Origin of the sequence: Bacillus sp. SRB3LM (assembly GCF_015712745.1) — a bacterium.
GTDB classification, from domain to species: Bacteria; Bacillota; Bacilli; order Bacillales; family Bacillaceae_G; genus Bacillus_A; species Bacillus_A thuringiensis_K.
The window spans coordinates 37,618-62,315 of record NZ_VWVQ01000076.1 but is presented as its reverse complement, the minus strand read 5'-3'; the positions used below and the strand labels follow the sequence as shown (position 1 = coordinate 62,315).

Sequence of the window (24,698 nt, the reverse complement as noted above, 5' to 3'; positions counted from 1 at the left end):
TAAATCAAGCCTTAGCCTCTTTTTCTATAATTCTCTTAAATTGACTACTTCTTACCAATGTTCAACAACGACTGCGTTTTTGAATTTGTGTTCTAGTTTTTCTTGAACAGGTAAATGAATAACTACACATAAACTCCTTATATCTCTCGTTAAACTACCGATTAGCTCCATATAAACTCTAGATAACCTATGTAGAATACAAGATATCAAGGAGGTAAGAAAAAATGAATTTTATGAAACGAGCAATTCTCAGTATGAAAAAAAGGATAGGAACATCATTAATTTTGATGGCAGTTTTTCTAATTGTTACAAATTTGGTTCTTTCAGGTTTCACAATTCAAAATGCATCAAAAAAAGCAGCGGATGCTGCAAGAAAAAAACTTGGTGTAGATGTTACTTTAGGTCTTGATTTCGACAAATTAGGTCAAAAAGCTAAGGAAACTGGAGAAATGCCAAATCCGCCGCAGCTCGATGCAAAAGAAACAGATCAATTAGCGAAGTCCAAGTATGTAAAAGATTATAATTACATAGCTAACACTTTCGGTATTTCTGATGGGCTTAAACTAGTAGGAGCTTCAGAAGGAGAAGAAGAAGGAAAAGGTAAAGTGGGAATGGCGGCTGCGCGAGGCGGTTCAAGCTCTGGTACAGAAATAGATATGAATGCTTCTTTTATGATTGAGGGAGTTCGCAAGACTGCATTACAAGAAAGCTTTAAAAACGGAAAAAGTAAAATCATTGATGGAAAACCAATTACAGAGCAAATGAAGGATCAGAATGTAGCTTTAATGGAAAAACGATTAGCGGAATTAAACAATTTGAAAGCAGGAGACAAAGTTAAAGTGCAATCAGGGGATAAGAAGGAAACCCTTGAGGTTGAAATTATCGGTATTTACGAAACAAATGAGCAAGCAATGGGGCAACAGGCTCCTCCTATTATGGATCCAGCTAATAAACTATATATGCCGCATTCAACTATGAAAAAATTAGAAGTAGACCCAGGTATAAGTAGTGTTCAAGTCGTGTATTTCTTGAATGATCCACAATATATTGATGCATTTAAAAAAGAAGCAAAAAAATCTAATATTGATTTTAATTATTATAAATTAGATGCGCATGATTCATTGTACAAGCAAATGATTGGTCCTATCGAAAATATCTCTTCGACTTCTCAAATGATTATTTATATTGTATCGATTGCAGGTGCAATTATTTTAGGATTAATCATTATGCTATCAATTAAAGGACGCCGTAAAGAAATGGGAATTCTATTGTCTATTGGAGAGAAAAAGTGGAAACTAATGGCGCAATTCGTAGTAGAAGTAGTGTGTGTCGCTATTTTAGCATTTGGATTATCCATAACAACAGGAGCTAAAGTTTCTCAATATATCGGGGATAATTTACTGTCGAATGAAATTGCTACTGCAGGCGAAGAAACAAATACCTCGCAAAATGGTACTGTAATGATGGCTGGACCTGGTGGTACTCTACAAAATCAAAAAGAAGATCCAATTGATAAAATTGATGTAAGTGTAACAGGAGAAGATGTAGGGAAAATGGGTGGAATTGGACTAGCTATTGCTATAATAGCAACACTTCTTCCAGCATTATCTATTCTACGTTTAAACCCAAAACAAATTCTTTTAAAAGATGAATGAGGAGGCTCGATATGGAGACGATTTTACAGTTTAAAAATTTGGATTATTATTATGAAAGTAATGGAAAAAATGTAGCGATACTAGATAATGTTAACTTTTCTTTTCAAAAAGGTCATTTCTACACGATTTTAGGACCATCCGGATCTGGCAAAACCACAACCCTGAGCTTAGGTTGTGGACTGGATGTCCCTAAAAATGGTTATGTACTGTATAATGGCAAAGATATTAGAAAAATTGGTTTGGATCGATACCGTAATCAAAATGTATCTGTAATTTTCCAATCTTATAATTTGATAACCTATATGACAGCTCTTCAAAATGTCTTAACAGCAATGGAAATTACAGGTGTTAAAGTGCAAAATAAAACAGCAAGAGCATTACAATTATTAGAGAGGGTAGGACTCACAGAAGTTGAAGCGAAACGAAACGTCCTGCAACTAAGTGGTGGTCAACAACAGCGTGTAGCAATTGCTCGAGCACTATCTTGTAATGTTGATTTACTGATTGCAGATGAGCCGACAGGAAACCTCGACGAGGAAACCGCAATGGATATTATAGAACTGTTTCAAGAACTTGCACATAAAGAGAATAAATGCATTATTGTTGTGACGCACTCACAGGAGGTTGCTAAAAAATCAGATCGTGCAGTGTATTTAAGTAAGATGAAGTTGGTCGTAAATGAAATCTAATATAAATATCGTAGCTTTTTAATTGACATAATTTTCAAGATTCAGACCTTTCAAAAGCTTATATTTGATTTATAATAAAATCAAGCCATAATCAAAATGGTCTCCCTGTACTGAATGTTAAAATAGTTTGTCGTTCCCGTTTTAATAATATTGCCATGGTTCTAAGCGCTAATCCGTTATAAATACTGAAAAAGAGCCCTACATAAATAGGACTCTTTTTCTTGAAATATATTAAGTTGCTGGATATAAATTAGAACCAAGGTAACGTTCTTTTATAATTTGAAGATGATGAAGCTCATGACCAGCAATGATGTATGCTAATGCACGAACTGTAACTTCAGAATTATTCGCATTTCCTCTTTGTGACCAAGCTTCTTTATCTAAGCTTCTAAGTAAATGCAGGGTAGATTGGCGAACAACTATTAAATTCTCAAGAAGATCTTGCATAGATTGCTTATCAAAAGCAGCTCTAAGAACATACATATCATCATTATAGCCTGGAAGTTCTGCTGTCTCGCCTCGAGCGATTGATAGTAATCGATACGCCATAATCCGTTCTGTATCTGCTATATGACCCATTACTTCTTTTATACTCCATTTAGTAGGAGCATACCGGAAAAGTCCCTCACTATCAGAAATTCCCTTTAATAAAAGATTCGTTTCCTTCATTTGTTGTTCTAGAATATGTATGATATTTCCGTCTGATACCAAGTTGGTATACGTTGCATAATAGGAGTTACATTCACTTACTTGTGGTCTTATTTGCATACGAATCATCCTTTATGTTTTATATTTAATCTTTACATATAGCTTACCATAAAAGAATTCCAAATTAATCTGAAAAATGGAGGCAAATATACATTTTTCATCTTCCTTTTCAGTTTCATAGATGAAATGCATCTCAAATAAGAGAATCTAATTTGCTGCTAAGCGGAATGTCGTTTTTTTGCTGCTATAGTAGAAGATAAATATGTAAATTGAATACGGTTTGTCACTACTTATGATAATCGCCATTTAAGAAGCAGCATTTGTCCATTACGTGAAAAACCTGTTAATAAATTTATACTTACTACAAAAACAAACAAACTCGTCCTATTTAAAGGAGAGTTTGTTTGTTTTTATGTTTAGATAATGGAATACTCATGCAAAATTGTACACTATGTTCCATATTTTTTATTGAATACTTTATATCTAGCGTTTCAAGAATTTGTTTAACAATATATAGCCCTAAACCATTTCCTCCAGTATTTCGATTCCTTGATTTTTCAATTCGATAAAATGGTTTGAAAATTTGTTGTATCTCTTCATCTTTAATATTGACACCTGTATTTATAATTTTCATTTCGATTTGACCTTGTTTAGAATCCTCAATTAACTTTATATAGACTTTTTCATTATGTGGTGAATACATAACCGCATTGTGAATAATATTTTTACATGCTTTTTCTAAAAGAGCACAATCGGTATAAATAGAAAGGTCAGAATCAATTTCTTTTATTATTTCGATGCTTTTTTGAGAAGCAAAAAATTCGAGATCTTTTGTGATTGTACCTATTAACTTTGAAGGATTAACTTCCTCTACTTTTAGTTTGAAGGTGTGTTGTTCTAATTTCGATACGCTTAAAATTTCACGAACTAATTGTTCCATACTTTCAATAATTTGATGATTTTTCTTTAAATATTGATCGCGATTTTGATAAGGGCCAATATTGTATATCATTCCTTCTAAGTATCCTTTCATTACAGTAAGAGGAGACTTTAATTCATGTGCTACAATCGCAAAAAACTCTCTTCGTTTTGTTTCTATTTCTCTTTCTTTTTCAATATCATTTTTTAATTGTTCATTTGCTTTTTTTAAATCAAACATAGCTTGTTGCAAGTTAATAGACATGTCATTCAAACTATTAGATAATTCTCCTAACTCATCTGTAGAGCGAACCTCAATTTTTTCGGAGAAATCTAAATTTGCCATCTTTTGTGCACCTTCATTAATATAAATAAGTGGCTTTGTAATAAACCTGGAATAAAAATAAGCACTTCCTATACCAATAACGAGCACAATGATACTAATATAGGGGAGAAAGCGTACTAAAACTTGTGAAGCTTCATCAATCGGTTGAAATGTAGCAAAGACTATAAGCGTTAAACTACCATCTTGGAATTGAATTGGTTTCGTAACGTTATATGAATTGCTAAGGGTACTTGTATTCTCGAATCGTGTTGCTTTAGTAACTACTGTTTTTTGCGTACCACTTTGAATAAAAGAAAATGAAGGAGAGTAAATAATTACTCCTTCTTTATTTTGAAGATAAAGCATCGCATTATTTTTTTTGGCGTATTCATCAAAAAGTGGTATCGCATCTTGAAACGTAAGATTTTTAGACTTATCAATGATTTCGTTTATCCCTGTTTGAAGTTGATCTGTTTTATATTGCTCATAAAATGTAGGGAGAAAGAAGTATAAAGTTAAATAAATCAATACTGCAAAGGATAATAAAATGAGAGATGTAGTCATAAAGAGTTTATAAGTAATTTGCTTCATTTTCATGAGTTTCACAATACTATTCATCAATTTTATATCCAATACCCTTTATTGTTTTAATATAAGGGATAGCTAATTTTTTGCGTAGGTTTTTAATATGTGTATCAATTATTCGTGTTTCTCCAAAATAATCGTAACCCCAAACCTTTTCAACGATATTTTCTCTTGTGAGTACTTTTCTCTCATTTTGAAATAGTAGTTGTAGAATTTCAAACTCTTTTGTCGTTAATATAATTTCAACGTCATTTACATATACTCTATATGCATCCACATCAATACGCACTTCTTTAAATATCAAATGATTATTTACATTTTTATCATAACTTCTTCTAAGTACCGCTTCGACTCGTCTAATCAAAACATGAAATGAAAAGGGCTTTGTTATATAATCATCGATCCCAAGGTCGAATCCTTTCATTTGATCTTCCTCTTCTTCCAACGCAGTTAGCATAATAATTGGTACGTTTGACTGACTTCGAATCATTTTAGAAACTTCAAACCCATTAAGATTGGGCATCATGACATCTAGAAGAATTAAATCAAACGATTGCTTATTAAATTGTGTCATACCCTCTAGTCCATCTGAAGCGACTACCACTGTATAATGCTGTGTCATTAAAAATTGTTTAATTAATTCCTGAATTTCTTGATCGTCCTCTACCACGAGAATATGATAGTTTTTCATAATATCACCTCTGGTAGTCATTATAGCCGCACTATCTGGAGTTTATGTGGAGATACAATAGGAACTTCATAGGACGTTTAACGTATTAGCTTCATTTTCAAGAATGTGTATTCTCCAAAAAAATATTATTAGCCATATTCCTTTTTATGAAAAAATAATTGTATGCTTGAAAAAACTTATCGTATGAAAAGCTGAACGATTTATATTTCTAAAAAACTAATGTATAATATTGGGAACTGTATGTGATTTCTTAAACTGTGTGAACATATACTTTCGCTACTTACTAGAAGGGGAAACGGAAATGAATTTCAATATAAAAAAAGTTAGCGAAATTATAGAGTGTACGTCACAAACTTTAGAGTTTTTTTGCTAATTTAGTAAACGCTTAAGGTGTGAACTAAGGATTATTTAAATCATGCGAGAAAGGTTGTGAAATTATTTGATGGATTATAAAGCGATGCTGTTTGATTTAGATGATACATTACTTGATAGGGATAAAGCAGTAGAGGCATTATTTTTAATTGTTTTAGAAAAGTGTTATGAAAATGTAGATGGTGCGGCTAAAAGCAACATGTTACAGAATTTCAAAGAATACGATAAAAGGGAATACGGCATGTGTGATAAAACAATAGTTTTAGAATCATTGTTTGATGAATTCCCGCCGAAGTATAGATTGCCACGCAATTACATCCAAGATTTTTGGAATAATAATTTCCCTAGATGTTTTTCAATAGACCAAAATACTGTTCATTTCTTAAATCAAATAAAGAAGCACTTTAAAGTTGGAATTATAACAAATGGCTCAACTCAGAGGCAAAAAGCTAAAATATTTAACACGAATTTAAATAGGTATTTTGAAACAATCATTATTTCTGAAGAAGTGGGATTTAGTAAACCTGATAAACGTATATTCGAACTAGCATTAAATAAGCTAAATTTACAACCGGAAAATACTTTATTTGTTGGAGATGACTTAGAAAAGGATATTGCTGGTCCTCAAAATGCAAATATAAAAGGTGTGTGGTTTAACCCTCAGAAAATCAAGAATACTACCAAAATACAACCATATGCCGAGATTAACACTTTGGATAGTTTGTTAAGTTATGTTACTCCACAATATTTTTATAACAAGTAAAAGTAATTCCATATATATATTCAAAAATATAAAAAAAAGGAACTATCATTAATTTCATTGACCGTATTAGTAATAAAAAAATATATATTTACAACAAAAAATAGAGGCCATTTTAATAGCTGAGGCTAATTTAATCTATGATTAATACGAAGTTTTGTAAAACAATTTTACTCATACTGTGTAAATTATAAAGGGGTGAGACTATGGAAATAAAGAAAGTAGTAATCGATGGAATCAATATTGCGGTTATTGGTATTAATATCGAATGTTCAGTCTGCATTAGATACTATGGCAACAGTTCAATATGAGGTAGATGCGAAACATATTATTATCCATAAATCTTTAATAAGTGAAGATTTCTTTGATCTAAAAACACGGCTTGCGGGCGATATCCTTCAACAGTTTATAAACTACAAGGTAAAGATTGCTATTGTTGGAGATTTCTCTATATATACTAGTAAAAGCTTAAAGGATTTTATTTATGAATGTAATAAAGGGAATGACATTTTTTACTTAGCAACTGAACAACAAGCAATTGAAAAACTAAGTACATTAAAGTAATAATTATATCCTGCTAAATTCCCCCATTTCACTTAGTTAATGATTATATACGATATAGAAGAACTGATGTTTGTGGTAAACTAAGAGATGAATAAAGGGGGAGTTTTTTTGAACAATTTTAATGATACGATCCGAAATTTAAACAATATAGTTTACAAACCTAACAATTTAATGATTACGAATCTAAAAGAAGAAAAGCAAAACGCAGAATATGCAGGATGTTTATTCCACTTAAATAACAAAACCATTCGTTTTAGAAAATCAAAATTGACTCCTAATAAAATTGGGCAATTTGTTTCTTTTTGGGAGAAAGATGAAAATATGCGAAATAGAGCTTTCTCTTATGAAGCTGCTCCTGATTTATTAGTAATCACTTGTATTGCTGATAATAAACTAGGACAATTTATTTTTCCTAAAGAGATTCTTCTTAAAGAAAAAATATTGAGAACACAAAATCAAACAGGGAAAATGGCAATGAGAATTTATCCTGTTTGGGATACCACCGTTAGCAATCAAGCTAAAAAGAGCCAAACGTGGCAACGTCAATATTTTGTTGATTTAAGTGATAGTAATAATTTGCCTATAGATAAACTATTAAATTTATATTCGTAGCTTTTGGTTTGCCCCGAAAAGAAGTAATTACAGAAAAGATATTTGTAATGACGCCTTCTATTAATTTAACTCGTGAATCGTAATTTTTGTACCGGTACAGTTAAATGAAATGTACATTGTTACAGTGCCCCTTAAAATTTACAATCAGCATATATTATTTAAACTTATAAATTTTTAAGGGGTGCTAATTATGACAAGTTTACAAGATCAGCTTTTCACAAGATTAAATCTAAAAAAACGTAATGAAGTAAAGTTTGAAGAATTACCTACTATACTCTTTTCGTTTGCGCACACTATACCATTTGAGAATTTAGATGTTATAGCACGAAATACGAATCAAATCTCTCTGGAAAACTTACGGGAGAAAATTTTAACTAGTTCCCGTGGTGGACTTTGCTACGAATTAAATACTCTTTTTTACTATTTCTTAAAAGACTGTGGCTATGATGTACAACTGGCATTGGGTACGGTTTATAAAAATGATATAAGTGCATGGGCACTTGAGGATGGCCATATAACAATTATTTTAACTTATGAAAATGTACAGTATTTAATTGATGTAGGTATAGCTTCGTTAGTACCTCTAGTTCCTGTACCTTTTACTGGCGAGTCTGTTTCTTCAAAAAATGGTTCGTACCGGGTGAGACGGAAAGATACGAGTAAAGGAAATTATGTTTTAGAAAGAATAGATACTGATGGAGAATGGAAAGTTTGTCATGCTTTTTATAAACATATTATTGATGAGATAGTAGTAAACGATGTTCAAAGAAGAGTGATAGAAGATGAGAAGTCTATTTTTAATAAAGGACCAATTGCAGTTAAGTTGACGAACTCCGGCCATATTTCATTAACGAATACAAGTTTAACTGAAATGATTCATGGGGAAAAAACTAAGCGTGAAATTACAGAAGATCAATATAGAGAGTTTTTATATACTTTATTTGCTATTAAGTTATGAATAATAAAGATAGCCGGTACTTATTCAGAAGTGGCTATCTTTATTATTTTTGGTGTAAATGGTTTTCGTCTAATATGTTTCGGAAACTGCGGTATAGTTAATGTTTTTAATATTTCCGTAGCTTCTTCATATGTATGAAAAACTGGCTTTTTTGCAGCAGGATAATATGATTTAAAGTTTGATTTTCTTAATACATATAATACACTAGAACAGTACGAAAAAGTATGTACAATGAATTTTGAATGTAAAGGAAGATTAATATGTCAGTTATTGATAAATTGAAACTTAATAAGTATACAAATATGGTCGTTATTAACGAACCAAGTAATTATGACATTTTTACAGGTAAAGAAACTGCATTCTCAAAAAAACACGATGCTATCTTTATATTTGTAGAAACGCTTGATGAAATGGTGAAACAAACGAATTTTATTATTAGTAATGAAGAATTACTAATTGAAAAAGGTTACGTGTTCTTCGCATATCCGAAAAAAGGTAATGCTCGTTATAGTACGTTTATTCACCGTGATGAGATGTTTCCGGCATTAAACGTTGGAGAAGATGGTTATGTGGGAGAAAGCGATATTAAATTTGCACGAATGGTAAGTATGGATGAAGTCTTTACTGTTGTAGGTTTAAAACGCGAGAAGAAAAAAACAACGAAAACATCTGCTATGAGTCAATGTGTTGCCGATTATGCAGATCGAATTAAAGATGTTGAAGCATTATTAGCTAATCATCCGAATGAACTTAAGTTTTATCAAAGTTTAACGCCTGGATACCAAAAAGATTGGGCACGTAATCTTTTTTCTGTGAAACAAGAAAAAACACGTGAAAAACGTCTAGAGAAAATGATAGAAATCCTTTCACAAGGCTATAAAACAATTGAATTATTCCGTAAAAAGAAAAAATAATGACTAAGAAAGTCACAATGCTGCAACAATTAATTGTGATGAGTACATTGAAAAAAGTATTCCTTCCATTATACTAAGGAATGTTCTTATATTTATATAATTAGCAAAAAGAGAAAAGGTGTTTGAAATGAAATCGTATATTGTAGTTGGATCTGGAATTTTAGGAGCGTCTACTGCTTATCATCTTGCTAAGGCAGGTGCGAATGTTACTATCGTGGATCGCCAACAATTAGGGCAAGCAACTGATGCAGGAGCAGGTATTGTATGTCCATGGCTATCACAGCGTCGTAATAAAGCATGGTATAAAATTGTTAAAGGCGGTGCACGTTACTATTCTTCGTTAATTCAGCAATTAGAAGAAGACGGTGAAACTGACACAGGATATAATCGTGTAGGTGCAATTAGTTTACATACTGACGAGAAAAAGTTAGATCAAATGGAAGAGCGAGCTTATAAACGACGTGAAGATGCCCCAGAGATTGGTGAAATCACTCGCTTATCAGCTGAAGAAACAAAAAAATTATTCCCGGCATTATCAGAAGAATATAGTTCTGTTCATATTAGTGGTGCTGCACGAGTAAATGGAAGATTATTACGCAATGCATTAATAAGTGCTGCGAAAAAACATGGTGCAACTTTTATAAAAGGCGATGCAGTATTAGTCCGTGAAGGAAATCATATTACTGGAGTTACAGTAAACGATGAAACACTTTTAGCAGAAAAGGTTATTGTAACTGCAGGCGCATGGGCGAACGAAATCTTGAACCCATTAGGAATTAATTTCTTAGTTACATTCCAAAAAGGACAAATTGTTCATCTGCAAATCGAAAATACAGCAACAGAAAATATGCCAGTTGTTATGCCACCGAACGATCAATATATTTTAACGTTTGACAATGGGCATGTCGTAATTGGTGCAACACATGAGAATGATACTGGTTTCGATCATCGTGTAACAGCAGGTGGTTTACATGAAGTATTCCATAAGGCATTAGCAGTTGCACCTGGCTTAGAAAATGCTACAATGCTTGAAACGAGAGTTGGATTCAGACCATTCACACCAGGATTCTTACCTGTTATCGGACCACTACCTAACTTTGAAGGAATTCTCGTTGCGAATGGATTAGGCGCTTCGGGTTTAACAGCTGGTCCATACCTAGGAGCGGAACTTGCTAAACTAGCGCTCGGACAAACGATTGAATTAGATTTAAATGATTATGATGTTGCTGGCGCAATTGAATAATATAGGGTACTGCTAACATTTAGAAAAAACCATGCCAAACATATTCGACAGGGAATAAGCAGTTTTTCCTCTGTTAAGAGTAAGCCTGTTTATGAAAAATAAAATTCTTTAAAAATAGAGGGCTGACATTATAAACCTGCATTAATAATGTAGAATTGTGATGTCGGCTCTTTATTTATATTTATTTAAAACTTATTTTCGAGAGGAGCTTAAGCAATGAGAGCACCATATCAAGTATTGATATTTCCTTATATAAAAACTGCCGATTCCATTCAATATGCTATTTTCAAACGAAGTGATTATGGTTATTGGCAAGGAATAGCTGGTGGCGGAGAAGACGGTGAGATTCCTATTGAATCAGCAAAACGGGAAGCGTTTGAAGAGGCTGGTATTACAAGAGAATGTCCATATATACAATTAGATTCTGTGTCTTCACTACCAGTAGAGGATGTAGTTGGAGGATTCCTTTGGGGCGAAGAGGTTTATGTAATAAAAGAATTTTCTTTTGCAGTTAAAGTCCCTACAAAAAACATATCATTATCTAAAGAACACTTCAATTATAAATGGTTATGCTTCGAGGAAGCAGTAACGCTTTTGAAATGGGATAGCAACAAAACAGCATTGTGGGAATTAAACAAAAGACTATTAAAACAATAAAAGTTTTTGCTAACAAAGATATTAGTGGAACAAGAATTGAACAATTAAAAAAACCTTGCTACACTTCTAAACAATGTTTTAGATTATAAAATAGAGTAATATAGATTTGGCATGGTTAATGAACTAAGAGAACTTGCACTAAGAAAAAACCTATACAGTTGACTTTGAAAAAATGAAAATAGTTAAAAACATTTTTATGTCGTACGGTTTTTGGCTATGAATAACAGAATAAATATTAAGTATTCAACAGTTCAAATAGAACGATTCAGCTTTTTATTTTAAGAAGAAAGATGACTCGTTTTATGCTAAAATTCGCTTAGTGTAATATTTTCGTTAAAATGTGGGTGGGCCCATTTTAGCAAAACCGGAGTGGGAATGATGAGTATAAATAGTTTTGTGGGATTGATAAAGGACGAATTATTAAAAGAGGTAAGAATAAGAAGTGTGGATGAATTCGAGCCTGTAGTAGTTAAAGATATTCCTAGACTTTGGAAGTGTTTAGGAACAGGTAATTATGCCGCAGTATTCATGCACAGAGAATACAAAGATTGGGTAGTGAAAGTTTACGTGCGAGAAGGAGAAGGAATTGAAAAAGAGTCAGAAGTATACCGAAGAATTGGAGATCATCCTTCTTATTCAAAGCTTATATATAAAGGAGAAAATTTCATAGTATTGAAACGTTTAAAAGAAATTACCTTATACGATGCTATTCATAAGGGGATTAAAATTCCTAAGCAGGTAATACTTGATATCAATGAGGCTTTAGAGTATGCGAGGGAACAAGGATTAACTCCTTGTGATGTTCACGGGAAAAATGTGATGATGGAAAAAGGAAGGGGATATGTAGTAGATGTATCTGATTTCTTAAAAACAAAAGAAGATAGTAAGTGGAGGGATCTAGAAAAGGCATATTTCACTTTTTATTTTCCTTTCATTTATAAATTGCCTTTCACTGTTAAAATACCGTATTTTATGTTAAACATTGTTAGACGTTCGTACAGAAAATATAAGAAGTTTAAAAAGAAATTCAAATTATAAAAGAACCACATATGTTCCTGAAAACGATTTGAATTCACATAAATAACTTTAGAAAAACTTTAAATTTTGTTTAGGGGATACTTCAAGACCTTAGCTTGCTAGGGATATGGTGCTACCTCAAAATATAAAAAGATTAGGAATGAATCCTAATCTTTTTATTTATACATATTTTTGTTAGTTATATCACTATCAATTCCAAAATGGGACATTTTGAATAAATGAAACCGTCAAAATAAGTGTTGATGCGGAACCAGCAGTTACTAAAGTTACTATCTTTCGTCCATTCTGTTCTTTTGAAGGTTTTATAAGTTCTGTAATTAACACAATCCATATTATGATAGAGACTATTGAAATAATATTTATAGACATATGTAACACATCCCTTCTTGTTTTTACATAAATATTTCTTCTTTTATAAAATAAAAGCAATTTAACAAGAAAATAGGTACCGCATTAAAAATCAATATTTTCCTGTTAAACCACCTTTTTTAAATAGAAATACGACTGATAAAACGATAACAACGGCCTTCAAACTGCCCCAATATGGATAAATAGCATGATCTGTTAGACTAGCATATTGAAAGAAATTCTCTAAGCCGAAAATTCCTATCATGACTGCTAAAATGAATGAAGCTGATCCATACTTCCCGTTATGATAGAGGGTAAATAAGTATAATGCACATATAAGTGGTACGATGATTTGTAATAAGAGTGTCATAATTAATCCCCCTAATATATCGATAATTATATTATATACAAAATTGTAATAAAAAGGAATGCGACTTATTTGATACTAACAGAACTACTCTAATCATATTCTTCTATAAAAAAGAGTAAAAAGGGGTGTACAGTTAATTGACAAAAGTTAAAGTTAGTTTACGACCCATTGTTCATAACGTAAATTTACCAACTGTATTGAAAACAACGATACTTCCAGGTGAATCGACCGAAAGACTATTTATCGCAACTCAATTAGGAGAGATTTTTTACATAGGGGACGGAGTTATAAAGACATTTTTAGATATTCGTCACCTAATTATTAAATTAGGTACATTTGAAGAAGGTGTTTCTAGTAGCGGTTATGATGAACGCGGATTGCTTGGACTTGCGTTCCATCCACACTTTTTTCAAAATGGGTTATTTTATCTTCATTATTCAGTAGCTGGAACTCAAGGTCCAGGTGCACTTTCTAAACAATTTAAACCGAATCCTTGTGACCCTAAAACTTTAAATTTAAAGTGGGTAAATAGAGATACTCAATATGATCATATTGATACAATTGAAGAATGGATTTTTCAATCAAACGGTCAACCTCAAAAACGTAGAACATTACTTAATATAAAACGCCCGTTTTTTAATCATAACGGAGTCAATAGCTTAAACTTTTCACCTGAGACTGGAAAACTTGTTTTTACAAATGGAGATGGCGGATCAGGTTATGATCCATTTAATTTAAGTCAAGATGATTTGGAAATAGCAGGAAAAATAATTGAAATCGATGTAAATAAAAATACATTTATAAATAACCCTCCTGTAGTTACACGTTTTAATGAACTTCCTTTATCTATACAAGAAACACTTACAGTAGTTGCAAAAGGAGTACGTAATATAACCGGCATTTCATTTCAAAGGTTTTATAATCAATATATCAAATACGCCGGAAATGTCGGACAGGATATTGTAGAGTCTGTTTTTTCATTTGTTCAATATAAACCTATACCAGTTACAGAACTTGTTCAAATGCATTTTATGAGGTTAACTCCCAATCAAGATGGTTTTATCAATTTTGGGTGGCGAGGATGGGAAGGGGATTTACCTACTTCTTTTATACGACATTGTTCCGAAAATCAGGCTTTGGATGAGAGAACAATGGTTTATTATGATGAAACAATACAAACTTCAGTGAAGCGTATTCTGCCTCTACTTAGTTATTTTCATAAAGATTCTAGAACAGATAAGTTTGGAGGAACTTCACTTACAGGAGTTCAGCCATATATGGGAAATGCAATTCCAAATTTAACAGGTAGCGTTGTTTTTACTGACCTTGCCAAGAAAGGAGAATCTCAGTCTCCAATTAAGGGTGTTTTAGCCTATACTAGAGCAGGTACAGACGGTAAACATGCTGACTTTCATGCTATTGAAACCAATTATGATTTTGGTACGCAACCAGCTTATTATATGAGTTTAGGAACAAATTCGGATCAAACTAAATTATATTTAGGAGTTTACAGTTCTATGAAAGTAACTGATTTTAACAAAGGTACCATTTTTGAAATTATTCCTTGATACGATATAAATTCTCAGTTTAAAAACATAAAGAGTTTATTCTGCTTCCAAAACGCACAACTTGACTTGTCCCCCTAAAAATCTTCAATCTATAAGTATCTATTATATAGTGATTTATAACTAGTAGAAAGCAACTCATAAACCATAAGTGTATGAATAATATAGAAAGTAATGAATGTGGTATCTTTAGGGGGTATTTTAATGAATTGGTTTGTACGTTATTGGTATCAACTGATGATAGAACATGATACGAGCTTTGTTCATAAAAGAAAATTGTCCCTTGCGAATAAGTTAGTACTTACAGCTTTGATGAGTGCATTGGCCACCATGTTTCAAGCAGCTGGGAACTTAGTTCCTGGTATAGGTTTGCTCATTAGTCCATTTTCGACATTACCGATTTTTTTTGCTATTTTCTATTCTATTCGTGAGGGAATACTTTCTTATGTTCTTACTATTTTTCTATTATTTATTATTGAGCCCAGTGAACTAATTGTCTTTCCTTTTACTACAGGCTTATTAGGTCTAGCCTTAGGAGTATCTTTTTTAATATTAAAGAGGAGAATTTGGATTGTATCCTTTTCAGCAACTTGTCTACTTATAGGTATTATGATTGTTCTCGATGTTTTCCACTTTCCGGTACTTGGTCCTGCTGTTCATACAACTATGGATATAAAAATTATTTTATCAATATTTATAATGAGCTTTCTATACTGTTGGATTTATGCAGGTTTTTGCAGAATAATGATGAATAGATTATATAAAGTGTTGTATTGATAATGGCATAATGAGGATTGGAGATTGAATTTATGACTAACGTTGCAGTTAGAAGACCGAATTTGAATGATGTAGATGAACTATATTTATTTTTCCGTATAGTTATTACGAATACATACAAAAATGAAGGATTGTCACAATTATTGGATGACATAGAAAATGAAATTAACTCAAAAAAGCAGTATTTGAAAAGTGATTTTGATAGTAACGGAGAAAGTCGTTACTTTTTATTAGCAATTGATACAAGTAACGATAAAATCATTGGAACAATCGAAATCGGTCCAGCAAGTACATTGATTAATAGTTGTACAGGTGGTGTACTTAAAAATTTGTATGAAATAGGAACTGTATTCATACTTCCGGAGTATCAAAGAAAGGGAATAGGGAGTTTATTACTACATACAATGTTTCTTACATTACTTAGCAGAGGGATAACAGAATATTGTTTAGATAGTGGATATAAAAATGCGCAAAGTATATGGATAAAAAAGTTTGGAAAACCTAGCTATGTATTGAAAGATTACTGGGGAGAATCCAGTGATCATATGATTTGGAAGAAAAGTTTACATGATACACCTATAATATTTGAATTATAAAATGAAATATGCCTTTGAGCATAGCTTTTCTTACTTATGTATGCTATTATTTATCTTTATAATAAAAGAGGACGTGAATGAACTTGATTAAAATTAATATTCCTGAAGCTGATGTTTCAATTACTGAACGTAAACAAGTTATTAAAGGAGACGAGCCAATCATTACTCCAATTAATGGATTTATCGATTTCCACTTGTTCCCTAGAGATAAAGGCGGCATTTTTATGTTTTACAATATTAATGACGAACTTCTTTTCGTAGGTAAAGCTCGTAAAATTAGACAACGTATTAAGAAGCATTTTGAAGATAATGTTTCACCAATTAAAAACCACCGTGATGAAGTATACCGCATTGATGCATGTATCGTAGAAGATCCAACAGAAAGAGAAATTTACGAAACATATATCATTAATGAATACAAAGCGAAATATAACGTTGATAAAGTATTCTACAAATAATCAACATTAATAAAAAGCAATCCTAGTTAATATGCCAGGATTGTTTTTTATTTAGATTTATTCTTCATATCTTTCTCCTTTTTTCAAATGATTAGCAGCAACAAAACAGATTACACCTATAAATATAAGTACAATACCAACCGTTTTATGTTTTCCCTCAAAGAAAGGAATATCTGAAATAACATTTGTCATACATAATCCTAAAAATACAAGGATAGGGCCCACCCAAAGTAATACATTACCGAATTTTTTGTGCTTCCACATAATAACCCTCCTCAATCCTCTTTACATATATATCCATAAATGAAAAGTAAATTCATAGAGAAATATAGTTTTTTTCATATCGAAAATTTAACCCTCATATATTGGTACAAGCAAAAGAGAAAGGAGACCATCATGAATTGGTTAGAAGCTTTCATACTAGGTATAATTCAAGGTTTAACAGAATTTTTACCAATCAGTAGTACCGGACATCTTTATTTAGGAAGGCATTTGTTCCGATTAGATGAGGCTGGCTTATTTTTAGATACGATGCTGCATATTGGGACTTTACTTGCGGTGTTTATTTATTACAAAAAAGAATTTATATATTTAATTAAAAATCCATTTTCAAAATTAATGCTGCTACTTATTGTCGGAACGATACCCGCAGTTGTAATCGGATTGTTGTTTAAAGATTTTTTTGAGGATATTTCAAAAACAGGTATTACAATTGGTTGGGAGTTTTTAGTGACAGGATTCTTTCTCTACTTGGCGGATAAACAAAAGAATGGTCGTAAAAAAATGGACGACATTACATATAAAGATGCATTTATTATCGGTTCATTTCAAGCGGCTGCTATTTTTCCGGCAATTTCTCGTTCTGGAATGACAATCGTCGCTGCATTATGGAGGAAGTTGGACCGCGAAACTGCTGCTTACTTTTCTTTCTTATTATCAACGCCAGCGATTGTCGGAGCTATCATTTTGCAATTTGTAGACGTTTTTCAAGGGAAAGCAGAATCTATTTCTAGTACATCTTTAATTGTCGGAACGTTATCAGCAGCGTTTTTTGGATATATAGCTGTTTCATGGATGATTCAATATTTAAAACGTCACTCCTTAAAAGTATTCGCGTATTACGTATGGGGATTAGGTATTTTAATTTTAATGTTGCAATTTACTGATGTATTTTAAGTATAATGATAAAGAAGTTAATTAGTTTAAGATCCTGTTTCATTCATACAAGGCAGGATCTCTTTTTATTAAGGGGGAAAATATGTTTAATAAGGCTATCGTTATTGGTGGAAGCATGGCAGGAAAGTTTGCAGCAAAAGCATTATCAACTTCTTTTAAAGAAGTAATCATTATAGAAGCTGGTGAAAGATGGGATGGAAAGTCTTCGATAAAAAGAGTTCCACAAAGTAATCATCCTCATGTGTTATTAAAAGGTGGAGAAATCGCAATTGAGGAATTGTTTCCTAATATTACGAATGAATTAATAGAAGCGGGTAGTATTATAAACAACTTTACGCGTGATTTGAAATGGAATCAATTCGGTCTATGGAAACAACCGTTCATAGGGGAAATACATATGATTCAACAAAGTCGTCCTTTGCTAGAATGGCATATTCAAAAACGAATACATCAAATTTCAAATATTACTATTAAATATGGAACATTGGTTAAAGGGTTATTGGTAGATGCAAAGCTTAACAAAGTGTGTGGAGTAAAAGTTAAATATTTAGAGACAGACACACAAGAAGAAGTTCATGCGGATCTTGTAGTTGATGCGAGTGGATTTGGCTCGAAAAGTATAGAGTGGCTACGAGAATACGAAATTGAAGTAAAAGAAGAGAAAGTTCGTATTGATTTATTTTACGCAACGAAAATGTTCAAACTTAAAGAAAATGAGGAGTTAGACTGTTGTAACATGCTAATGTCTCCGAGTTTCCCTGATAACCCTTATGGTGTTCTTATTCAAACGATAGAAGATAATCGTTATTTTGTTACTTTTAGTGGATACGCAAATGAGAAAGCACCACAAACAGATGATGAGTTTTATGATTTTGCTGAAAACCTATCAATTTCTAATGTTACAGATTTCCTAAATAAGGCTGAGGGAATTACTGATATAAAGACATACAAAATTCCTTATCAAGTACGCCGGCGATTTGATTTAGTGAATAATGTACCAGAAGGATTATTAGTTGTTGGAGATGCGCAATGTCGTTTTGATCCCGTTTTCGGCCAAGGTATTTCAGTTGCTGCTATGGAGGCTCACCAATTGCAATTACTTTTGCAAGATAGAAAACAACTTGATAAAACATTTACACAACAATTTTATAAAAAGGCAGCTACTATAATAGAAACCCCTTGGGATATGACAACAACAGAAATTTCACGTCACCCGCAACTAAAGAGAGAATTAACTACAAAACAAAAATTTCAGCTATGGTATACGAAACAAATATATCGACTATCTGCAAGTAATTCTGATGTTTATATTCGGTTAGTACGAGTGATGAATTTAATTCGTAGTCCATTTCATCTTTTTCATCCGAAAGTGCTACTAACTGTATTACTTAATCGAAAGAAATAGCAGGAATATAATTGATTAAAAAAGAATGTATAACATTTAGTAAATCAAGAAGGAGAATACGGGATGGAAATATACATAGAGCAACTAAAGAAACAAGATGCTAAGGATTTATATACGTTTGAACTTACAAATAAATCTTTTTTTGAAACAATGGTACCAAATCGTGGCTCAAAATATTTTGAATTTGAATATTTCCAAAAACTACTAGACGATTTATTAATAGAACAGGTGGATGGAAATTCTTATTTTTATTTAATTCGTAATGAAGAAAAAGAAATTGTAGGACGAATCAATTTAGTAGATATAGATACAGAAACTCGAATTAGTTCGCTAGGGTATCGGGTCGGAGAAAAATTTACTAAAAAAGGAGTTGCAACAGCAGCCGTAAAATTAATTTTAGATGTAGCGAAAAATAATGAAATTACTGAAGTTCATGCTAAAACAACGACTAATAATCTCGCATCACAAATTGTACTAGAAAAAAGCGGATTTTCTTCTTATCAAAACGAATCAGATGTAACATCTGTAGAATTACATGGAGAACATGTGAAGTTTGTACACTATATTTGGAGAAATACTTCGCGCTTATAATAAGGAGGACTTATTCATGAATGATTTACGTTATCCAATTGGCCAATTTACATACAAACGTCCTATAACTGCAGAAATGATTGATACATGGATTCAAGAAATTGAAGATTTACCTAATGAACTAACAAAGGCAATTAAAGATTTAGATCAGAAGCAGTTAGATACACCATATCGCGTTGGAGGTTGGACTGTACGTCAAGTAGTTCATCACGTCGTTGATAGCCATATGAATAGCTACATACGCTTTAAATTAGCACTGACAGAAAAGAATCCAACTATTAAGCCGTATAAAGAAGAGAAGTGGGCAGAGTTACCCGATTCAAAATTACCGGTAGATGTTTCACTAGTAATGCTAGATTCATTACATAAAAGATGGGTTAACCTGTTATATTCTCTAAAAATTGAAGATTTAGAAAAGACATTTAACCATCCTGAAACTGGTGAAACAAAACTTGCTGTTGCAATAGGACTATACGCATGGCATGGTCGTCACCATACCGCTCATATTACTTCTTTAAGAAAGCGTCTAAATTGGTAACATGGAGATTATATTAGAGAAGGCGACAGAAACTGATGCAGAAGTTATATTTCAAATGCAAATAGACTCATTTAGCTCTTTATTACATAAATATAAAGACTATGAAACAAATCCAGCAAATGAAACTATCGAAAAAACTATTTGTAGAATAAATCATGTAGACGGTGGCTTCTATAAAATAATAGTGGCTATGAATCTTGTTGGAGCGATATGCATTTCACAAAAAGAAACACCCTCTAAATTTTGGATCAGTCCAATGTTTATTCACCCGAGTTATCAAGGAAAAGGAATTGCCCAAAAGGTACTTACATTAATTGAGGAAATGTTTCCTGAAGCAACGAGCTGGGAACTTGCTACTATTTTAGAAGAAGAGAAAAATTGTTTTTTTGTATGAAAAGATGGAGTATAAAAGAACAGAAGCTAAAAAGGAATTAAATGATAAAACTACACTTGTTTATTACAAAAAAGAAAGGTAAAGCATACAAAATACGCTTTACCTTTCTACATTATTTAAGATTAAATATACAAAAATAATGTATATTCTTCCAAAATACTCGGGTTAGTAATTTTTGAAATGAATAAAAATACAAAAACCACTACTTTGTCGTAAAGGTTACTAACGCTTTTTGAATGCTTAAAATACTATCGTCACCTTTAAATTCTTTCGTAATTGGATCCTCCATACTAGATACCCAAATTTTAAGTTCTGCATCTAAATCAAAATGCCCAGCCGTTTCGATGCTATATTGTGTAATACTTTTATAAGGAATAGAATGGTATTCTGTTTTTTTGCCAGTTACTCCTTGTTTATCTACTAAAATAAGACGACGATTTGTAAATACGATTAGATCACGAATTAATTTATAAGCATGCTCTACTTTTTCATCGTCTAGCATAATCTTCTCTAAATCACGTTCTACACTTTCAGAACTCGTATTTGATGCATTTCCTAAAATACCGCTAAATAACCCCATATTAAATTCCTCCTTTAATATATGTGGAATGAATTACTTATATTGTAACATGTTACTCTCAAAGATATTATGACTTTACTTTAGTAGTTTCTGGTTATTGTTGTAATTAGTTTATATAACCTCATCTTAAAATCTTATGCTAATATGGAATTAAGAAAAAAGAAGCAGAGGGATATAGCATGAAGAATACCGGTTTAGTATTAGAGGGCGGAGGAATGAAAGGTTTATATACTGCAGGTGTACTCGAATATTTCATGGAAAAGAACTTATTCTTTCCGTATGTAGTCGGCGTATCAGCTGGCGCCTGTATGGGAGCAACCTATTTGGCGCGTCAAAAAGGGAGAAATAAGAAAGTAAATACAGAGCTAGTATCAGATTACAGGTATATATCTTACCGAAACTTAATTCGAAAACGTGAATTATTTGGGATGGACTTTTTATTTGATGAAGTACCTAATAAAATTGTTCCATTTGATTTTCAAACTTTCTTAAACTGTAATGAACAATTTGTTATAGGGACGACTGATTGCGAATCAGGACAAGCTGTTTATTATAATAAAAAAGAACATGGAAATGAAATTTTAAAAATCATCCGTGCATCCAGCTCAGTGCCGTTTATAGCGCCTGCTGTAGAGTATGATAATCGAAAATTGCTAGATGGAGGAATTATAGATCCTATACCGGTTTTAAAAGCTCAAACTGATGGTTATGAAAAGAACGTTGTAATTATGACAAAGCCAGAAGGATATGAGAAGCAGCGAAATAAATTTTCTGGACTAGTTAAAATTCTATATAGAAAATATCCAAAAATCGCAGAGAATTTAGTAGACCATTATCGTTTTTATAATGAGACAATATCTTATATGAATCAAATAGGACAAAAAGATAACTTTTATATCATTCAGCCTAGCGTACAACTTCCAATAAGCGGAATAGAAAGAAATAAAGAAAAACTCATTAATTTATATAATCTTGGCTATACAGATGCTAAATACCATTATGAAAACTTATTAAATTGGATAGAGAAATAAAGGAGGAGAAAGTTGAAGTTAGGAAAACGAATTATTTTTAAAGAATTGCAGAAAATGCATAGTCCACTGAATAAACCGTTTTCTTATCGTGCTACAGCAAAATTGCAACGAGACCTAAAAAGTAAATTTACCGAAGATGATTGTATAAACGCTGATTTTAATCATTATTGGATGCATACAGCAGCTACTTTAAATTCTATACTAAATGGAAACGAACAGAACATTACGTTTCAACAAATAAAGTGGTTAAGAAAATCGTTTTTTGAGTGGTTTCCGCAATATCGTTTTCTAGAAACAGAAATTGTGAATTATCCCATTTTATATAGAGATTTCATAAGTTATGAGAAGACCAGGAAGCTATTACTTTATTACCTTACTGAATAAAAGCGAAAACGTACAGGTTACATTACTTGTACGTTTTTTTGTTCATAAAACATTCAATATTAACAACTAGTTTATATAGGAATTCTAACGAGAAGAAAGAAGTACACATAATAGAATGATGCAGGGGAGGAGAGAGGAATAGCTGTTTTGCTTTAAGTTATTGTCCAACTCGAATACAGTTAGTTATTTATGTTAAAATATTTCGAGTGAAATCAAGCTTTTAAGGATTTCATTGAACATTAAACAAAACAAGTTAGCAACGTAGAAGGGATAACATTAACATGAAAAACGTATCAAATATAGATAAAGTAGAATCAATAAAATCTTTACAGTCAACAATTAGTAAACTTGAAAATGCCTTATCACAGATGACTCAAAAAGGATCAAATACTACTTTAGTGAAAAAAAGACTCAAAGCAGCTAGTATCGGCTTAGCTATGTTAGAAAGTGTTTGGAAGCAAGAAACTCATAATTATACTCAGGAAGATTTAGCAGAAGCTCGTAATGTTCTGATTGGTTTGCTTCCATCAATTGAAAAGATTTACGTTAAGTCAAAGCTTGGTAGTCCTCAAAGAACGCTTTTAGAAAGAAGAATAAAATCGTTGGAACTTTCTATTCAGGCAATTGATTATTTTTCTAATAAATAACTTCGCTAAACAAATAACTTACGACTACTTTTATATAGGGATTCTAATGAAAAAAACTACATATAGAATACTACAAAGGAGGAAGAGAGGTGACTACAATAATCAGTCCTAAGTTAGAGAAGCTTAAAAATCAATTAAAGAATGGAAACGAAAAAGCTCTTTATACTTTTTTGCATGAAATAAAGTCAAATCACACGCCACTAATAGAACAATGCCCTGCAGATAATCAGTATAAGCTTATAACGTATATATGGTTAGGGGATCAAAACACTGAAAACGTTTATGTATTCGGTAGTTTTCCTGGTTGGGATTTGTCTGTAAATCAATTACAACGATTGTTACAGACAGATATTTGGTATGTAACGTTTAGGACGGATAAGAGTTTTATTTCAACGTACTATTTTTCAGTAAACGATGTTTTCGAAAATGATTGGATAAAGCGTAGTGAACAGTACGAAATAGACCAATTTAATCGAAATACATTTTTAAATAACACACGCAAAATTCATATTTATACGCCTCATGATTATTCTCACACTTCACATCTTCAAGAACTTCTCATTGTATTTGATGGGAATTCATTCATTCAGAGCCTTTCAATTGAAAAAACACTTAATTATTTAATTTACGAAAAAGAAATCCCATCTTGCATTGCTGTTGCTATAGATCCTGTTGATCGATTAGAAGAGCTAACTTATAACGATAAAATGAATACATTTTTAACAAAGGAATTACTTCCGTGGATTCAATCTAAGTATCACGTTTATCAAGAAAGGAATCATACAACAATTGCTGGTTTCAGTCTTGGTGACCTAGCAGCTTTTTATGCAGCGCTTTAAAATCCACATGTTTTCGGAAACGTGTTGTCAATGTCTGGATCCGTGCATTGGAAAAAGGATGGTTATGAAAATCAAATTTCATCTATAGATTTAAATGCGACTCAACCTCATTTTTATATTGCAGCAGGAGAACTCGAAAACAAACCTCTTTTAACGGCTAATAGACGCCTGTATAAAGCTTTAAAAGAAAAAGAGTATCCAGATTACTTATGAAGAGTTTCAAGGCGGATATGACGGTATTTGGTGGCGAGAAAAGTTATTTGATGGATTGAAAGCATTGAAACGTACAAAAACGCTACTATAAAATGTA

General features: G+C 32.0%; 27 protein-coding genes and 3 pseudogenes. 23 read left to right on the top strand and 7 right to left on the bottom strand.

The genetic code is table 11. The features are described from left to right. The first annotated feature begins 224 nt into the window (after positions 1-224). The gene (locus tag F3I02_RS21490; protein WP_001010229.1) at positions 225-1,655 is read left to right on the top strand and encodes an ABC transporter permease; all 1,431 of its coding nucleotides are present in this window, start codon (positions 225-227) and stop codon (positions 1,653-1,655) included. A gap of 11 nt (positions 1,656-1,666) precedes the next feature. Then, entirely contained in the window at positions 1,667-2,344 is a 678-nt protein-coding gene (locus F3I02_RS21485) for an ABC transporter ATP-binding protein (protein WP_000447859.1), read from the top strand. Positions 2,345-2,575: 231 nt separating this feature from the next. Here the strand turns inward: F3I02_RS21485 and F3I02_RS21480 are convergent, their stop codons facing one another. The 3 genes from F3I02_RS21480 to F3I02_RS21470 form a co-directional block, all read right to left on the bottom strand. Next, a complete protein-coding gene (locus F3I02_RS21480) occupies positions 2,576-3,112 on the bottom strand; it encodes a DinB family protein (protein ID WP_196478409.1) in 537 nt (178 codons plus the stop codon). A 328-nt stretch (positions 3,113-3,440) separates the two neighbouring features. Continuing rightward, positions 3,441-4,913, bottom strand: a complete 1,473-nt coding sequence (locus tag F3I02_RS21475; RefSeq protein WP_001084902.1) for a sensor histidine kinase — start codon at positions 4,911-4,913, stop codon at positions 3,441-3,443. Next, positions 4,906-5,571, bottom strand: coding sequence for a response regulator transcription factor (locus tag F3I02_RS21470; protein WP_000800727.1), 666 nt, complete (start codon positions 5,569-5,571; stop codon positions 4,906-4,908). The genes F3I02_RS21475 and F3I02_RS21470 overlap by 8 nt, the downstream gene beginning before the upstream one ends. A gap of 442 nt (positions 5,572-6,013) precedes the next feature. On the opposite strand from F3I02_RS21470, the gene F3I02_RS21465 reads away from it, so the two are divergent. The 8 genes and pseudogenes from F3I02_RS21465 (at position 6,014) to F3I02_RS21430 (ending at position 12,689) form a co-directional block, all read left to right on the top strand. After that, positions 6,014-6,706, top strand: coding sequence for an HAD family hydrolase (locus F3I02_RS21465; RefSeq protein WP_196478487.1), 693 nt, complete (start codon positions 6,014-6,016; stop codon positions 6,704-6,706). A gap of 203 nt (positions 6,707-6,909) precedes the next feature. Beyond that, positions 6,910-7,267 (top strand): annotated as a pseudogene (locus tag F3I02_RS21460) (DUF4180 domain-containing protein). 108 nt (positions 7,268-7,375) lie between these two features. Then, a complete protein-coding gene (locus F3I02_RS21455) occupies positions 7,376-7,879 on the top strand; it encodes a MepB family protein (RefSeq protein ID WP_001058782.1) in 504 nt (167 codons plus the stop codon). 190 nt (positions 7,880-8,069) lie between these two features. Next, positions 8,070-8,837 carry an arylamine N-acetyltransferase family protein gene (locus tag F3I02_RS21450; protein ID WP_000202753.1) on the top strand — a complete coding sequence of 256 codons (768 nt, stop codon included), beginning with the start codon at positions 8,070-8,072 and terminating at the stop codon, positions 8,835-8,837. Positions 8,838-9,097: 260 nt separating this feature from the next. Continuing rightward, positions 9,098-9,751 carry a YdeI/OmpD-associated family protein gene (locus tag F3I02_RS21445; RefSeq protein ID WP_000110857.1) on the top strand — a complete coding sequence of 218 codons (654 nt, stop codon included), beginning with the start codon at positions 9,098-9,100 and terminating at the stop codon, positions 9,749-9,751. A 127-nt stretch (positions 9,752-9,878) separates the two neighbouring features. Continuing rightward, complete coding sequence (locus tag F3I02_RS21440; protein WP_000844392.1) at positions 9,879-10,994, top strand: NAD(P)/FAD-dependent oxidoreductase; 1,116 nt, start codon at positions 9,879-9,881, stop codon at positions 10,992-10,994. 216 nt (positions 10,995-11,210) lie between these two features. Continuing rightward, entirely contained in the window at positions 11,211-11,651 is a 441-nt protein-coding gene (locus F3I02_RS21435; protein ID WP_001202585.1) for an NUDIX hydrolase, read from the top strand. Positions 11,652-12,029: 378 nt separating this feature from the next. Further along, entirely contained in the window at positions 12,030-12,689 is a 660-nt protein-coding gene (locus tag F3I02_RS21430) for a protein kinase family protein (RefSeq protein ID WP_000026516.1), read from the top strand. A gap of 189 nt (positions 12,690-12,878) precedes the next feature. Here F3I02_RS21430 and F3I02_RS21425 read toward each other — a convergent pair whose 3' ends face one another. Together F3I02_RS21425 and F3I02_RS21420 are read right to left on the bottom strand one after the other, a co-directional pair. Then, on the bottom strand, positions 12,879-13,058 hold the full coding sequence (locus F3I02_RS21425) for a hypothetical protein (protein ID WP_000026326.1): 180 nt from the start codon (positions 13,056-13,058) through the stop codon (positions 12,879-12,881). Between the two features lie 91 nt (positions 13,059-13,149). Continuing rightward, the gene (locus tag F3I02_RS21420) at positions 13,150-13,407 is read right to left on the bottom strand and encodes a hypothetical protein (protein ID WP_000173572.1); all 258 of its coding nucleotides are present in this window, start codon (positions 13,405-13,407) and stop codon (positions 13,150-13,152) included. A 137-nt stretch (positions 13,408-13,544) separates the two neighbouring features. Here F3I02_RS21420 and F3I02_RS21415 point away from each other — a divergent pair, with 137 nt between their 5' ends. The 4 genes from F3I02_RS21415 to F3I02_RS21400 all read left to right on the top strand — a co-directional run bounded on the left by F3I02_RS21415 (position 13,545) and on the right by F3I02_RS21400 (position 16,803). Then, positions 13,545-14,975: a PQQ-dependent sugar dehydrogenase gene (locus tag F3I02_RS21415; RefSeq protein WP_089148779.1), complete on the top strand. Its 1,431-nt coding sequence runs from the start codon at positions 13,545-13,547 to the stop codon at positions 14,973-14,975. 201 nt (positions 14,976-15,176) lie between these two features. Next, positions 15,177-15,749: a YybS family protein gene (locus F3I02_RS21410; protein WP_196478408.1), complete on the top strand. Its 573-nt coding sequence runs from the start codon at positions 15,177-15,179 to the stop codon at positions 15,747-15,749. A 32-nt stretch (positions 15,750-15,781) separates the two neighbouring features. Beyond that, a complete protein-coding gene (locus F3I02_RS21405) occupies positions 15,782-16,345 on the top strand; it encodes a GNAT family N-acetyltransferase (protein WP_000185960.1) in 564 nt (187 codons plus the stop codon). A gap of 77 nt (positions 16,346-16,422) precedes the next feature. Then, positions 16,423-16,803 carry a nucleotide excision repair endonuclease gene (locus F3I02_RS21400; protein ID WP_001048941.1) on the top strand — a complete coding sequence of 127 codons (381 nt, stop codon included), beginning with the start codon at positions 16,423-16,425 and terminating at the stop codon, positions 16,801-16,803. A gap of 57 nt (positions 16,804-16,860) precedes the next feature. Here the strand turns inward: F3I02_RS21400 and F3I02_RS21395 are convergent, their stop codons facing one another. After that, positions 16,861-17,067: a hypothetical protein gene (locus tag F3I02_RS21395; protein ID WP_000265461.1), complete on the bottom strand. Its 207-nt coding sequence runs from the start codon at positions 17,065-17,067 to the stop codon at positions 16,861-16,863. A 132-nt stretch (positions 17,068-17,199) separates the two neighbouring features. On the opposite strand from F3I02_RS21395, the gene F3I02_RS21390 reads away from it, so the two are divergent. The 5 genes and pseudogenes from F3I02_RS21390 (at position 17,200) to F3I02_RS21370 (ending at position 20,989) form a co-directional block, all read left to right on the top strand. After that, positions 17,200-17,979, top strand: coding sequence for an undecaprenyl-diphosphate phosphatase (locus F3I02_RS21390; protein ID WP_001104297.1), 780 nt, complete (start codon positions 17,200-17,202; stop codon positions 17,977-17,979). A gap of 82 nt (positions 17,980-18,061) precedes the next feature. Next, positions 18,062-19,384: an FAD-dependent oxidoreductase gene (locus F3I02_RS21385; RefSeq protein WP_196478407.1), complete on the top strand. Its 1,323-nt coding sequence runs from the start codon at positions 18,062-18,064 to the stop codon at positions 19,382-19,384. 63 nt (positions 19,385-19,447) lie between these two features. Continuing rightward, entirely contained in the window at positions 19,448-19,975 is a 528-nt protein-coding gene (locus tag F3I02_RS21380) for a GNAT family N-acetyltransferase (protein WP_000409248.1), read from the top strand. A 16-nt stretch (positions 19,976-19,991) separates the two neighbouring features. Then, entirely contained in the window at positions 19,992-20,513 is a 522-nt protein-coding gene (locus tag F3I02_RS21375; protein ID WP_000999057.1) for a YfiT family bacillithiol transferase, read from the top strand. A gap of 1 nt (position 20,514) precedes the next feature. Continuing rightward, positions 20,515-20,989: pseudogene (locus F3I02_RS21370) on the top strand (GNAT family N-acetyltransferase). Between the two features lie 120 nt (positions 20,990-21,109). On the opposite strand, the gene F3I02_RS21365 reads toward F3I02_RS21370, so the two are convergent. Continuing rightward, a complete protein-coding gene (locus tag F3I02_RS21365) occupies positions 21,110-21,487 on the bottom strand; it encodes a PH domain-containing protein (protein ID WP_000522472.1) in 378 nt (125 codons plus the stop codon). A gap of 179 nt (positions 21,488-21,666) precedes the next feature. Here F3I02_RS21365 and F3I02_RS21360 point away from each other — a divergent pair, with 179 nt between their 5' ends. From F3I02_RS21360 to F3I02_RS21345, 4 genes and pseudogenes are all read left to right on the top strand, one after another. Further along, the gene (locus tag F3I02_RS21360) at positions 21,667-22,518 is read left to right on the top strand and encodes a patatin-like phospholipase family protein (protein ID WP_000799070.1); all 852 of its coding nucleotides are present in this window, start codon (positions 21,667-21,669) and stop codon (positions 22,516-22,518) included. 12 nt (positions 22,519-22,530) lie between these two features. After that, a complete protein-coding gene (locus F3I02_RS21355; RefSeq protein ID WP_000765938.1) occupies positions 22,531-22,902 on the top strand; it encodes a YxiJ-like family protein in 372 nt (123 codons plus the stop codon). 281 nt (positions 22,903-23,183) lie between these two features. Beyond that, the gene (locus tag F3I02_RS21350; RefSeq protein WP_000800306.1) at positions 23,184-23,549 is read left to right on the top strand and encodes a hypothetical protein; all 366 of its coding nucleotides are present in this window, start codon (positions 23,184-23,186) and stop codon (positions 23,547-23,549) included. Between the two features lie 89 nt (positions 23,550-23,638). Further along, positions 23,639-24,692 (top strand): annotated as a pseudogene (locus tag F3I02_RS21345) (alpha/beta hydrolase-fold protein). The last annotated feature ends 6 nt before the right edge of the window (positions 24,693-24,698 follow it).

Excerpts from the sequence above, each read along its gene's own strand:
- F3I02_RS21485 (WP_000447859.1), top strand. The coding sequence starts at position 1,667 with ATGGAGACGATTTTACAGTTTAAAAATTTGGATTATTATTATGAAAGT.
- F3I02_RS21440 (WP_000844392.1), top strand. The coding sequence starts at position 9,879 with ATGAAATCGTATATTGTAGTTGGATCTGGAATTTTAGGAGCGTCTACT.
- F3I02_RS21445 (WP_000110857.1), top strand. The coding sequence starts at position 9,098 with ATGTCAGTTATTGATAAATTGAAACTTAATAAGTATACAAATATGGTC.
- F3I02_RS21350 (WP_000800306.1), top strand. The coding sequence starts at position 23,184 with ATGAAAAACGTATCAAATATAGATAAAGTAGAATCAATAAAATCTTTA.
- F3I02_RS21380 (WP_000409248.1), top strand. The coding sequence starts at position 19,448 with ATGGAAATATACATAGAGCAACTAAAGAAACAAGATGCTAAGGATTTA.
- F3I02_RS21405 (WP_000185960.1), top strand. The coding sequence starts at position 15,782 with ATGACTAACGTTGCAGTTAGAAGACCGAATTTGAATGATGTAGATGAA.
- F3I02_RS21375 (WP_000999057.1), top strand. The coding sequence starts at position 19,992 with ATGAATGATTTACGTTATCCAATTGGCCAATTTACATACAAACGTCCT.
- F3I02_RS21410 (WP_196478408.1), top strand. The coding sequence starts at position 15,177 with ATGAATTGGTTTGTACGTTATTGGTATCAACTGATGATAGAACATGAT.
- F3I02_RS21395 (WP_000265461.1), bottom strand. The coding sequence starts at position 17,067 with ATGTGGAAGCACAAAAAATTCGGTAATGTATTACTTTGGGTGGGCCCT.
- F3I02_RS21480 (WP_196478409.1), bottom strand. The coding sequence starts at position 3,112 with ATGCAAATAAGACCACAAGTAAGTGAATGTAACTCCTATTATGCAACG.
- F3I02_RS21465 (WP_196478487.1), top strand. The coding sequence starts at position 6,014 with ATGGATTATAAAGCGATGCTGTTTGATTTAGATGATACATTACTTGAT.
- F3I02_RS21390 (WP_001104297.1), top strand. The coding sequence starts at position 17,200 with ATGAATTGGTTAGAAGCTTTCATACTAGGTATAATTCAAGGTTTAACA.
- F3I02_RS21365 (WP_000522472.1), bottom strand. The coding sequence starts at position 21,487 with ATGGGGTTATTTAGCGGTATTTTAGGAAATGCATCAAATACGAGTTCT.
- F3I02_RS21420 (WP_000173572.1), bottom strand. The coding sequence starts at position 13,407 with ATGACACTCTTATTACAAATCATCGTACCACTTATATGTGCATTATAC.
- F3I02_RS21470 (WP_000800727.1), bottom strand. The coding sequence starts at position 5,571 with ATGAAAAACTATCATATTCTCGTGGTAGAGGACGATCAAGAAATTCAG.
- F3I02_RS21360 (WP_000799070.1), top strand. The coding sequence starts at position 21,667 with ATGAAGAATACCGGTTTAGTATTAGAGGGCGGAGGAATGAAAGGTTTA.
- F3I02_RS21385 (WP_196478407.1), top strand. The coding sequence starts at position 18,062 with ATGTTTAATAAGGCTATCGTTATTGGTGGAAGCATGGCAGGAAAGTTT.
- F3I02_RS21450 (WP_000202753.1), top strand. The coding sequence starts at position 8,070 with ATGACAAGTTTACAAGATCAGCTTTTCACAAGATTAAATCTAAAAAAA.
- F3I02_RS21400 (WP_001048941.1), top strand. The coding sequence starts at position 16,423 with ATGAACTTGATTAAAATTAATATTCCTGAAGCTGATGTTTCAATTACT.
- F3I02_RS21490 (WP_001010229.1), top strand. The coding sequence starts at position 225 with ATGAATTTTATGAAACGAGCAATTCTCAGTATGAAAAAAAGGATAGGA.
- F3I02_RS21430 (WP_000026516.1), top strand. The coding sequence starts at position 12,030 with ATGAGTATAAATAGTTTTGTGGGATTGATAAAGGACGAATTATTAAAA.
- F3I02_RS21425 (WP_000026326.1), bottom strand. The coding sequence starts at position 13,058 with ATGTCTATAAATATTATTTCAATAGTCTCTATCATAATATGGATTGTG.
- F3I02_RS21475 (WP_001084902.1), bottom strand. The coding sequence starts at position 4,913 with ATGAATAGTATTGTGAAACTCATGAAAATGAAGCAAATTACTTATAAA.
- F3I02_RS21435 (WP_001202585.1), top strand. The coding sequence starts at position 11,211 with ATGAGAGCACCATATCAAGTATTGATATTTCCTTATATAAAAACTGCC.